Below are 12,994 nucleotides of genomic sequence, written 5' to 3' on the forward strand. Positions count from 1 at the left end.
CTGAATACTGATCAAGCTCGGCATACGTCAGCACACCGCCCGAAAAGCGGAGCGCCGGAAGTTGAGGCGAAAGGGCCGCACGGCGTGTGAACAGCGTATGAAGCGTCGGAGCCGGCGGGTCATGCGCCTCTGTTTTATTGAATGTAGCCAGCATGTTTCTGGCATCATTCTCATCGAGCAATGATATTTGGGATGCGCGTATTTCCGGATCAGCGATGACAGAGCTGATCATATGCCGTAAATATGTTTCGGTTTTTTCCATGATGGCAGGGTCATACACCCCAATATCAAAGTTCAAACGAACATAAAGAGAACTTCCCGGGATCACTTTTATGCTGCAGCCGTAGTTGGTAACCTCCTCCATCGTGAAGTCCTCGACTGAAAAATCAAACGCGCCGGCTTGGCTCATCCCCTCAATTTCACGTTGGGCGGGCACGTTTTCAAACACGATAATATGGTCAAACAGCTTTTGCTTCAAAGCGCTTTGTGCCTGAATGTCATATAGAGGATAATAGCTGTACGCTTCAGCCTTCAGCGTTTCATTCTGTAAATGGCTGACCAGTTCCAAAAAAGAAAATGATCCGCTCTTGACCCGCACGGGAACCGTATTAATAAAAAGCCCGACCATTTTTTCTACGCCTGCGAGATCAGACGGCCGCCCGGAAATGACTGAACCGAAGACTGCATCATCACAGCGGCTGACGCGCTGTAACAAAACGCCCCATAGCGCCTGGAACACCGTGTTCAGTGTCGCGCCCGCTTTCGATGCAATGTTCTTCAGTCCATTTGTCTGCTCTTCAGAAATGGTAAATGCAGCTTGCTGCAGCTCCCCCTTTGAAGAGGATGATCTTTTTGGAAGCGAGGCTGTTTGCTGCACATCGAGAAGCCTCTTTTTCCAAAATGCCTCCGCTTCTTTGCGATCCTGCCTCATCAGCCACTTAATGTACTTGCCATAAGGCTGAACAGGCTCGAGAGAAGGAAGCTGTCCTTCTCCAAGAGATTGATAGATATTCAGAAATTCCTTCATAACAATTCCAAAGCACCAGCCGTCCATTAAAATATGGTGGTGGCTCCAAACACAAACGTAACGATCAGGCGCTTTTTTCAGGATAGAGACTCTCATGAGAGGGTCCGATTGTAAATCAAAGCCTTTGTCCTTATCTTCTTTTCTGAATTCATCGGCAAACATCTCTTGAGCCTTCTCATCTAAATGAGAAATATCAACAAACTGAATGCGGCTCGGCCTGCTTTTCAAAACGACTTGGCGGGGCTTTGCTACGTTCTTGTGAATAAATGTCGTACGGAAAATATCATATCGATCAAAAATAGCGTCTATGCTTTTTTGAAACCGTTCCCTGTGAAGCCGCCCGTTTATCGTGAAGACCGCTTGTTCAAAGTAGGCTCTTGAGTCTTGATCTAACAGAGAATGAAAAAGCATGCCCTCCTGCATAAAAGATAAGGGATATATATCTTGTATTTCCGGTTGCTGCCCCATAGCGTCTCTCCTTTTCTATAATTTATTGACGGCTCCCATGATGTCACTCAAATCTTCCAACGTTAACTCATCATCACTGAAGTCAGCAGCGCTCCATTCACGCTCCTCTTTGCCTGTGCAATGATTGATGATCTGTTTGAGACCAGTATGAAAATGGTCGGCCAAAGCTTGTATCGTTTCGTTTTGATATTGAACATGGTTATACACAAAATTCATGCTGAGACACTCTGATGATACGGAACCGCTAATATCAAGAATGTACGGCCGTTCCCAATCAGGACTGATTTCATTCCCTGCTTTCACGGAGGAAACCTCGAATCCGCTTGACCGGATTTCCTGATCAAACTGCCCCAAATAGTTAAAACTGATTTCAGGGGAGGCAGAATCGGTTTCCTCCCAAACTTTGTTTATATATTTCAGCACCCCGTAGCCTGCTCCCTTATACGGAATGCGCCGCATCATGTCTTTCGTCCGTTTAATGTGATAACCAAGCCGCTCACTGCCATCTGTTTGCTCCGGAAGATTTGCATCAAGCAACACAGGATAAATGGAGGTGAACCAGCCGATGGTCCGGCTTATATCGAGATCGTCTATATGTCCTTCTCTTCCGTGGCCCTCCATGCTGATTTTGAATTGATCACTGCCGGTCCATTTGTTGAGCGCAAGGCCTAGCGCTGCAAGCAATAAATCATTCGTTTCTGTTGTGTACGCCTTGTTTGCCTCAGTTAACAGCTGCTCTGTCTCCTGTTTTGTCAATCTGATCGTAATGGCGCCGGTATCTTTAAGAAGATTCGAAGAAATGCCGGCGTCTTTCGGAAGCGGTTTGACAATTGCTTCTTCTCTTTCAGACCAATAATCGATTTCCCGTAACAGCCGGCGGCTTTTCGCATAGTCAGTTAATTGCTTGGCATAGGTCTGATAAGAATCGGTTTTTGCCGGAAGCACCGCTTCTTTCCCTTCCTTCGCCAGCCCGTAACCCGCGGTGAGGTCTTCAAACAGAATCCGCCAAGACACACCGTCAATGACAAGATGATGAATGGCAAGCAGCAAATGATCGCCGTCAGAGGCATGAAATAAACCAACTGAAACAAGAGGCCCCGTTTCCAGCCGAATGGATGTTTGAATCCGATCCGCAGCCCGTTCAATCAGCGCACGTTCATCTGCTAATGTCCAGGGTCCTCTGACATCAAGCGCTTCAAACGTAAAGAGCTCCTCTTCAGAAAGGTTTTCAGCTCTGTTGTACTGAAGCGGTGAGCCGTCTTTACTGCCGCATACGATCCGTAATGCATCATGATGAATCACCAACCCGGCCAGCGCCTTTCTCATAGCGGTTATATCGAGCCGTTCCGCGCTGTGCAGCATAACTGACTGATTGAAATGATCGCTGGATACTGATTGAGAAAAGAACCAATGCTGAACAGGCGTCAATGGCACTTCGCCGCTGACGGGAGCCTGATCGATCACGCGCCGGACTTTCCGGACCTGTGCTGACAGCTCACCAAGCGTCTGATGCTCAAACAGCTCGCGAACCGTTGTCTCGTAGCCCTCTTGCTTCAGCCTCGCGCATACCTGCAGCGCTTTAATCGAATCTCCGCCAAGATGAAAGAAATGGGCGTTTACACCGAGTCCTTCAACCCCTAAAAGCTCTTCCCAAATCTCGGCCATCATCTGTTCGATTTCATTTCTCGGACTGATATCATTGCCGGAACTTTCGTTCAATTCCGGTTCCGGAAGAGATTTTTCGTCCAGCTTGCCATTAGCTGTCAGAGGCAATTCATCAAGCTGCACAAACCGTGCAGGAATCATATATTCCGGCAGAATAGATCTGAGAGAGCCGCGAATGTCTGCTTCATTGAGCTTCTGCTCTTCATTTGCAGATGCATATGCAAAAATGGATTGCTGTCCATGCTTATCAGATCTCGTAATCACAGCTGCTTCTTTGATGAAAGGAAGTTCTTGAAGGGCGGACTTAATTTCTCCTAATTCAATCCGATGCCCTCTGACCTTCACTTGCGCATCTTTTCTTCCGGCGTATTCCAGTTCCCCGTTTGAAAGTCTTTTGGCGATGTCTCCCGTCCGGTATAAGCGCTCGCCCGGCACATGAGGATTTGAAACGAATCGGGAAGCGGTCAGTTCATCCCTGTTTACATAACCTCTTGCGACTCCTTCTCCGCCGATATACAGCTCACCCGGAACTCCGATAGGCTGCGGGTTCATATAGGCATCCATTACATAAGCCTGAAGAGTCGCCAGCGGCTTCCCGATATTGCTTTTATTTCTTTGAATATCGTCAGATCCCAGTTTTTTGCAGGTAACGTGCACCGTTGTCTCCGTAATGCCGTACATGTTCACTAGTTCCGTTTCCGGATACTTTTCTTTCCAGCTTTTCAGCATGCCCGGCTGCAGCGCTTCACCGCCGAAAATGACATACCGCAGCTTCAGCCGATCTGAATGCTCAGCCTCTGCATGGATGAGGCCGGAAAAAGCCGTAGGCGTCTGATTCAGCACGGTCACTCCTTCGTTTTGTAAAAGCTGCCGATAAACATGAGGATCACGGGCGGTTTCTTTCGGCACGATGATTACCTTTCCGCCGTGTAAAAGAGCGCCGAAGATTTCCCAGACAGAGAAATCAAAGCAATAGGAATGGAACAAGGTCCAAACGTCCTGAGGCCCGAAGTCAAACGGCAAACCCTCATGTATTATCAGGCTGATGACATTGCGGTGTTCTACCATGACGCCTTTAGGTTTTCCTGTTGTGCCCGATGTGTATATCACATAAGCTGGCTGTTCAGGAGCAATAGGCTGACGTAATCTGCCTGCTGAAACGTTTTCAGGCGCATCAATATATAAAACACGCAGTTTGCTGCTTTCAGTCTTTTTCAGCCCCGATTGTGTTAATAGGACACGCGCGCCGCTGTCACTCAGCATAAATGCGATACGCTCATCCGGGTAATCGGGATCGATAGGCAAATAAGCGCCTCCCGCTTTTAAAATTCCAAGGATTCCAATCAGCATCTCCGGTGAACGTTCGGTCATCAGCCCGACAATTTGGCCGGAGCGGACGCCGTTTTCCGTCAGCATAGCCGCGATAAGCTCGGCCTTTTCATTGAGCTCACGATAACTGATCCGGTCGTCAGCCATCACGGCTGCTATTTGATCCGGCGCTTTTTCAGCCTGTTTTTCAAATAAACTGATGATGGTTTCATATCTCGGATATTCACCTTTTTGATGATGTGCTTCAAGAAGACCGCGCCGCTCTTGTGCATGAAGCATGTGAATGTCGAACAGTTTCCGATCCAGATCTCCCGCAATATTTCCTAACAGCTCTTTAAAATGATCAGCCCACCGTACGATCGTCTCTTCTTCAAACAATGCGGTGCTGTATTCAAATTGAAAATGCATCGTGCCATCCGGCCGCTCTTGTGCATGCAGCGTCAAATCAAATTTGGACATGTCATGATGCACTGTTTGTGATGAAATAGTTAAGCCCGGCAATTCCACCTTGAAGTCATCACTGTTTTGAACTACAAGCATCGCGTCAAACAGCGGATTGCGGTTGACTTCCCGACGGGTATCAAGCTTTTGGGCGAGTTCTTCAAACGGGAAGTCTTGATGTTCGACTGCAGCAAGAGCCAGCATTTTCACCTCTTCTAAATAGGCGCGGAATGTTTTATCACCTTTCGGCTTGCTTCTCATTGCAACTGTATTTACAAACATGCCGATGATCCCCTCAAGCTCTGCGCGGCTCCTTCCGGCAGCCGGCGAACCGACGACAATGTCCTCTTGACCGCTCAATTTCGAAAGGAAAAGCGAATAGCTTGCCAAAAGCACCATATACAAAGTCGATCCCGTTTCATCCATTAGCAGGCGCAGCCTGTCCGCCGTTTCCTTATCAATGCGGGCGGTAAAAGTGTCTCCGCTGAAATCAGGGAGCAGCGGCCGTTTTTTATCAAGCGGCAGATCAAGGATCGGGATGTTTTCACCCAGCGTATCCAGCCAAAATCCTTCCTGTCTGCTGAATTCCCCGGCAGTAAACTGTTCATTTTGCCAGACTGAAAAATCCTTGTATTGAAGCGTTAAAGGAGGCAGCTCCTTTCCTCTGTATAGATCCGAAAATTCTTGAATAAGCGTACCCATTGACACGCCGTCTGCGATGAGGTGATGCATATCGAGCAGCAGATAGTGGCGGTCCTCACTTAATTCAGCTACACTCGCCCTCATGAGCGGTGCTCTTTCAACATCAAACGGCTTGACGAAAGTGTCTGCCGTCTCATGAAGGAGAGACTCAGATGCTATTTGAAATTCAGTCAGATCCAGCTCTGCATGTGAACTGACATACTGCATCGGTTCCCCGTCCCGTAAAACAAACGAAGTGCGTAATGCTTCATGTCTATTCACCAGTTCTGTAAAGGCTTCTTTCAGGCGTACCCGATTAAGCTTTCCGCGCAGCTCTAAAGCGACGGGCATATTATAGCTCGTACTGTCTGCCGCAAGCTGATGAAGGGCATAAAGTCTTTTTTGTGCAAAAGATAACGGATATAACTCCTTTGCTTCCGCAGGTTTAATTTCCGAATAGCCCCCTCTTTTTTCGCGTTCGAGGACACGGGCCATGCTCTCAATGGTCGGATGCTCAAATACATTGCGGATCGCAAGTTCAATGTTCAGCCGTTTATGTATTTTTGATACGAGAGCAGCAGCTTTAAGCGACTGTCCTCCCATCTGGAAGAAATCATCTCTAATACTGATCCGCTCCCGTTTCAGCACCTCTTGCCAAATGGTAAGAAGCTCAGTCTCAAGCAAAGTCCGGGGAGCTTTATACACACCGGTTCTTTCGGCTCCGACAGGCTCCGGAAGGGCGGACCGATCAAGTTTCCCGCTCGCTGAAAGCGGCATTTCCGCCAGTTTGGTGAAACTTCCCGGTATCATATAAGCAGGTAATGTCCCGGCAAGCTCCGCATGCGGATCAAACTTCATGTTTCCGTTTTGAAGCACGACATACGCCGCAAGCTCCTGTTCTCCGTCAGCGGCGCCGCGCACAGTGACCGCTGCTTCTTTCACGCCTTCTATGCTGCGGATTGCCGTTTCAATTTCTCCTAATTCTATTCTGTAGCCCCTTACTTTCACTTGATCATCAAAGCGTCCCAAATATTCAATTGTTCCATCCGGCAAAAAGCGCGCTGCATCCCCTGTTCTGTACAGCCGTTCACCTTCATGAAACGGATGGGCGGTAAAGGCTTGAGCCGTCAGCTCCTTCTGATGAAAATACCCTTTGGCCAGCCCTTTTCCTGCAATACACAGCTCACCGGCAGCACCGATCGGCTGAAGCTTTTCACCGTGCATGATATAGACGGAAGTGTTGGCGATCGGACGCCCAATTGTAATCCGGCTGCTTTTTTGAAGATGGCGAAGGATCGTTGTTGCTACACTGTTTTCCGTCGGGCCATATTCGTTGATCAGCTCGGCATCAGGGCAAATTTTACGGCTCGCTTCAAGTAAATCAGGGGTTACGGCCTCTCCGGCAAAAGTCACTGCCCGAATCGTCTTCGCATCATCTTTAGTCAGCGTGTCCAGCAGTACGCGGTACAAGGAAGGAACGATGAGAAGGTGGCTTACCCCGTGACGGGCGATTTTCTGTTTGAGCGATAGCACGTCCTTTGCGTCATCATCATCGGTCAGCAGCACACAGGCACCTGACAATAGCGGTGTGAAAAGACTCGTTAACGAGCCGTCAAACACATATGAAAAGAGATGAAGCGCCATGTCGTTGCCGGACATGCCGTATTCTTCACGTCTCCATTGCAACGTATTGGCGATGGCTTTGTGTTCTGCAAGCACTCCTTTCGGCCGGCCCGTGGTGCCGGAGGTATAGATGATGTAAGCCCAGTTTGCACTGTCAGACACCGGCCCAAGCGGAGCTGTTTGCTGAGATGCCGTTTCTTCAATTGTGACAATGCTTCCCTTAAAATCTGACGGAATAAGAGGAAGAAGTTCTTTTTCAGTAACGAGCAGTGAAGCTTGGCTGTCACGAATCAGAAAAGAAATCCTTTCAGGCGGATATTCCGGATCAAGCGGTATATAGGCGCTTCCGGCCTTCCAGATTCCGAGAAGTGCAGCCGCCGTTTCCTTAGACCGGCGCATCATAACAGCAGCAGCCTGATTTGGGCGGGCGCCTATTTCTGCTAATGCGCGTGCGATTTGGTTCGCCCTTTCATCCAATTCCCTGTAGCTCCAGCTCGTTCCGTTAAATCTCAATGCCTCATTCTCAGGCGTTTTTGCCGCCTGCTCTTCAAACAGCTCATGAACTGTTTTCTCCGGGTATTGCCGCTTCGTGCCGTTGAAGGAATGAATCATTTTTTCCTCCTCACGCGGCACCAGGATGATGCTGGACAAAAGTCTGTCGGGATCAGACAGCACGGATGAAATGACTTCATTTATGTGTCCTTTGATCCGAATCATGTCTTCCTGATCGTAAATTTCAGCATTGTAGCTGAATTTTACATAAAACTCTTCTCCGGGCACGATGACCACATTCAGGTCATAATTGGTTTCCTCCGCCATAGAAAAGCCCTCAAGATGAAGAGCGTTTCTTTCTGTCTCCTGCCAGCCGTTTACAGCATCCTGCATGTGAACCGGATAATTTTCAAAGACGAGAATGTGGTTCAATAAGCCTTTTTGTAAGCCGCTCTCGTTTTGAATGTCGTAAAGCGGATAATAACTGTGCTCTTCAGAGGCGAGTGACTCTTTTTGCACTTGCTTCACAAGTGAAGAAAAAGACATATTCTCTGAAGCACGAACCCTCACAGGCACCGTGTTAATAAACAGTCCGGCCATTTCTTCAATGCCGTCAATCGCTGACGGTCTTCCGGAAACGACAGAACCGAATACCGCATCATCGGTGTTGTTGTAACGGTGGAGAAGAAGCCCCCAGATGCTCATAAATAAGGTGTTCAGCGTCACTCCGGACTGCCGTGCTAAGTCAGTCAGCCTTTGAACGGTTTCAGGCTCGATCGAAAATTGAAAATGCTCCGATGTATAGCGGTTTTCCGCTGCTGTGTTTTTCGCAGGCGGGACAGAAGCAGTCTCTCCGTAACCGCTCAAATAACGCGACCAGAAAGCTGACGTCTCCTCTTTGTTCTGCCGGCGAAGCCAAGTGATGTAGGTGCTGTAAGGCGCCGGACTGCCAAGAGAGACAGGCCGGCTGTTTCTTATTGCATAATACATGCGAAAGAAGTCTTTCAGCACGATGCCCAAACTCCAGCCGTCCATCATGATATGATGGTGAGTCCAGACGCATGTATGGCGGTTTTCTCCCGTATGGAAAAGAGTAAGGCGCATTAAGGGGCCTTTTTGCAAATCAAACCCCTTACGCCGATCTGTTTCCTTATGGCTGTTGATGATCGCTTGCTGCTGTTTCTCTGTTTTAGCAGAAATGTCTTCCGTCTGAACGGTGACATTCCGTTGTGAAAGAACAACTTGCTGCGGTCCGTCGAGATCAGGCACCTCTTTTATGAAAATCGTCCTGAAAATATCGTAGCGGCTGACAAGCATATCCAAGCTTTTTTGAAACGAATCAATACATAAATCCCCGCGAATAGTAAATGAAATCTGCTCAACATAAGCATTTGAGCCGGAATGAAGCAATGAATGAAACAGCATTCCTTCCTGCATATATGATAAAGGGTAGATATCTTGAATTTCTGTCGCTTGTGTCACGAATGCCACACACCTTTTTGTGAAATTAAAGTCCTTTTACGAGATCTGCAATGCTTGATAGTGCCTGAGAGGTCAATTCCTTATTGCTGAAATCACTCAATGTTTTTTCCCGTTCTTTCTTGCCGGAACAGTGTGTAATGATGTCTTTGAGATGGTTTTGGAAGCTGTTCATAAATGATTCAATGGCACGTTCTGCAAATACGCCGGTATAAACGGCTTTCACCTCTAGCCGGCCGTTAATCACCATGGCATTGATGTCCAAGTCAAATTCCCGCACCCGTTCGTCTGCTATGTCATGCTGCGGCTGATACGGCGACATCTTCAATGTTCCTTCAAGACCGTCAAAGGTTCCGAAATAATTAAAGCTCACTTCAGGTTCTCGATGGTGAATATTTCGGGAATATCTTAACAGTCCGTATCCGGTCCCCTGATGAGGCACCCGTCTCATCATATCTTTTACCGCTTTAATGCGGTAAGCGGTTTTTTCACTTGAATCACCCGGGACCCTCATATCCAAAAGCACCGGATAAATTGACGTGAACCAGCCGGCTGTTCTTGAAATATCGATATCAGGAATATGTCCTTCCCGCCCGTGCCCTTCTGTGCTGATAACGGACTTCTCGCAGCCCGTCCAGTCAGTCAGCGCCATTCCAAGCGCGGTTAAAAGCAGTTCATTAACGTCTGTGCCGTAAGCCTGCTGTGTTTCAAGCAGAAGCTGATTTGTAAGCTCACCGCTTAATACGTAAGATACAGTGCGCGCCTTTTTTTGCATTCTTTCAGAAACGTCAGCATGCACTTTTGGCAGCGTCGCTGTTTCAAAAGATATAACCTTTTCCCAATAAGCAGCTTCTGCTAGCAGCTCCCTGCTTCTCGAAATCTTGGAAAGACCGGCGGCATAGGTTAAGTAAGAATCACTTTTAAGCGGTAATTCAATTTTTTTATGCTCTAAAGCCTGCTGATAGGCTGTTTGCAAATCTTCAAGCAGAATTCTCCACGAGACGCCATCTACGATAAGATGATGGACGGTGATGAGCAGATGGTCGGCTTCCTTGAGCTTAAAAAGCCCGATATGAAACAGCGGCCCTTGGTCTAAACGCATAGCTTTTTGAATTTCTTTTTCCTCAGCCGCTATTCGGTTCTCAGGCTGAGCTTCACCGGTAAGATCTATGATCCGCATGGTAAACGCTTCTTCATTTTCTTGGGCAATGCCGCGATTATATTGATGGACATGTCCGTTCTTATCTTCAGCAAACACCATCCGCAGCGCGTCATGATGTTCTGTTAAAGAGCGAGCCGCTTGACACAGGGCATCAACATAAAATCTCTCTTCACTGCACAGCATGACTGATTGATTGTAATGAAGGTCAAAAGCACCGGGTTCTTCAAAAAACCTCTGCTGCACCGGCGTAAGCGGAGCCTGTCCTTCTGCCGGCCCCTGATCAGCGGCTGACACAGCCGGTGTAAGATGCCGCGCGAGCTCTTCGATGGTTGGGAACTGAAACAAATCACGAATCGACATGCTCCAGCCTTCTCCGGCAAGGCGTGCTGACACTTGGAGCGCTTTAATTGAATCTCCTCCAAGTTCAAAGAAAGAGTGACGTATACCCGCTTTTGGAATATGGAGCACATCCTCCCAAATTCGGCATAACATCGCTTGTTTATCATTGATCGGTGCGATAAATGACTGTGATATGTTTATCTGTCCTGCCGGCAGCGCCTCTTTATCAAGCTTGCCATTAAGTGTCAGCGGCATGCTGTCTAAGCCGATAAAGTATGCCGGCATCATATAAGCAGGGAGCTCCTGCATTAAGGACTGACGAAGCGCTGAGGTATCGGCTTCTTTAGGAACGATGTATGCCGCTAAACAGGCTTGTCCTTCCGCATCTTTTTGAACGGTTACGGCAGCCTCTTTTACTTCGCTGTTTTGAAGGAGCACACTTTCAATTTCTCCCGTCTCAATTCTGTACCCTCTGATTTTCACCTGCTTATCGATACGGCCTTGAAAACGAAGAGTGCCATCCGGAAGCCAGCAGGCCTGATCTCCGGTTTGATACAGCGTTTGTCCTTTTTGAAACGGATCGCTGAATGTGGATTCTGTCAGATCAGGCTTTCCCCAATATCCTTTGGCGACGCCTTCTCCGCCGATATAAAGTTCACCCGGCACGCCGATGGGCTGAACTTGCTTGTCTTTGTTCAGCACATACATTTGTACATTCGGGAGCGGAATCCCGATCGGTACATCATCTACCCGCGGCTCTCCGCTCATTCTGACTTCATAATAAGCGGAATCAATCGTTGCCTCTGTTACGCCATAGCTGTTGATGATACGCATTTCCTCTCCGAAGCGTTTATGGAGTGTGTAGAAATCCTGTACCTTGATCATGTCTGAACCTAACACCAGAAGCTTCAGATCCGGCAATGGCAGTTTCCGGCGATATACATATTCCATAAAGGGAACAATGAGTGCCGGTGTCGACTCCATGAATGTGATGTGCTGCTCGTTGATAAGCCGGCAAAGCTGTTCAGGCTCGATCCGGACGTCATCCGGACAAATCACAAGCGTGCCGCTACTAAGCAAAGCCCGCGCAAGGTCTCCTGAAAAGACATCGAATGAGAAACTCGCCATTTGCAGCACTCTGACCGGCATATGCTCCAGCTCATAAATGCTGCGCCAAGCAAGGGCCGCATGAGTGAAATTGCGATTTCTTACTTCGACTCCTTTTGGCGTTCCCGTTGTTCCCGAAGTATAAATGATATATGCGCTATCTTCCGGTGACGCTGCCGGATCAAGATTCTCCGTACAGAAATCATATTGATTTTCATCCTCAAGCTGAATGTGGAAAACGTTGTTTTCCGCCAGCCGTGCAGCAAGTTCTTGATATTCCGCCTGCACGAAAAGCACAGATGCCCCGCTATCTTTTAATAAGTACCGGATCCGTTCCTCCGGATAATGGGAATCAACAGGAATATATGCGCCCCCGGCTTTCATGACGGCAAGAACGCTTACGATCGCTTCAATCGAACGATTTGCTAAAACCGCTGCTCTTTTTCCAGGGCCGAATCCGTTTTTTTGCAGCGTTCGCGCAAGCTGATTCGCTCGTTCATTCAGCTGAGAATAACTGATCTGTTTTGTCCCTTCAATGACGGCAGGGTGCTGAGGTGTTTCCTCTGCTTTTTCCTCAAATAACTGATGAAATAGTTTGTGTCTCTCCGGGAAAACGATTTGTGTATCGTTGAAATCGATCAGCATTTTACGTTTTTCCTCATCGTTCAGTATTGCAGCTCTTGAAAGTTTCGTTTCCGGCTCGATGGCAATATGGCGCAAGAGCTCCATCAAATGCCCCATCCAGCGCTCGATCGTCTCTTTCAAGAAAAGTTCAGTGCTGAATTCCATTTCAAAATCGATTTCTCCCTTGGATTCAAGCGCTGATAAAGTAAGGTCGAAGCCGGACACTTCATGTGCAAGAGCATTGGAACGGGTCACTTGAAGACCTGCCAGCCGCATATCCTGTTTCTCCATATTTTGAAGAATAAACATCGCGTCAAACAGAGGATTGCGGCTCATATCCCGCTGCACACCAAGCTGCTCAACAAGCTCCTCAAACGGATAATCCTGGTGCTCGAAAGCGTCAAGCGCCGTTTTGCGCACTTCCTCTAAGTAGTCTGTAAACCGTTTGCCGCCTTTTGGCTGAGTTCTGATGGCGAGCGTGTTGACGAACATGCCGAGAACCGGTTCAAGGTCTTTATGCGGACGGCCGGCAATCGGCGAGCCGACGATGATGTCTT

3 protein-coding genes are annotated in these 12,994 nt (G+C 48.1%); all 3 read right to left on the minus strand.

What is annotated here, in order from left to right:
• On the minus strand, positions 1-1,495 hold a 1,495-nt coding region (locus KY305_RS19530; protein ID WP_262417888.1), incomplete at its 3' end, for a condensation domain-containing protein.
• A gap of 15 nt (positions 1,496-1,510) precedes the next feature.
• On the minus strand, positions 1,511-9,208 hold the full coding sequence (locus KY305_RS19535; protein ID WP_223063903.1) for a non-ribosomal peptide synthetase: 7,698 nt from the start codon (positions 9,206-9,208) through the stop codon (positions 1,511-1,513).
• Between the two features lie 25 nt (positions 9,209-9,233).
• The coding region (locus KY305_RS19540) for a non-ribosomal peptide synthetase (protein ID WP_223063904.1) at positions 9,234-12,994 on the minus strand (3,761 nt) is incomplete at its 5' end.

It is taken from the genome of Bacillus sp. YC2, from assembly GCF_019891195.1.
Classification (GTDB): domain Bacteria; phylum Bacillota; class Bacilli; order Bacillales; family Bacillaceae; genus Bacillus.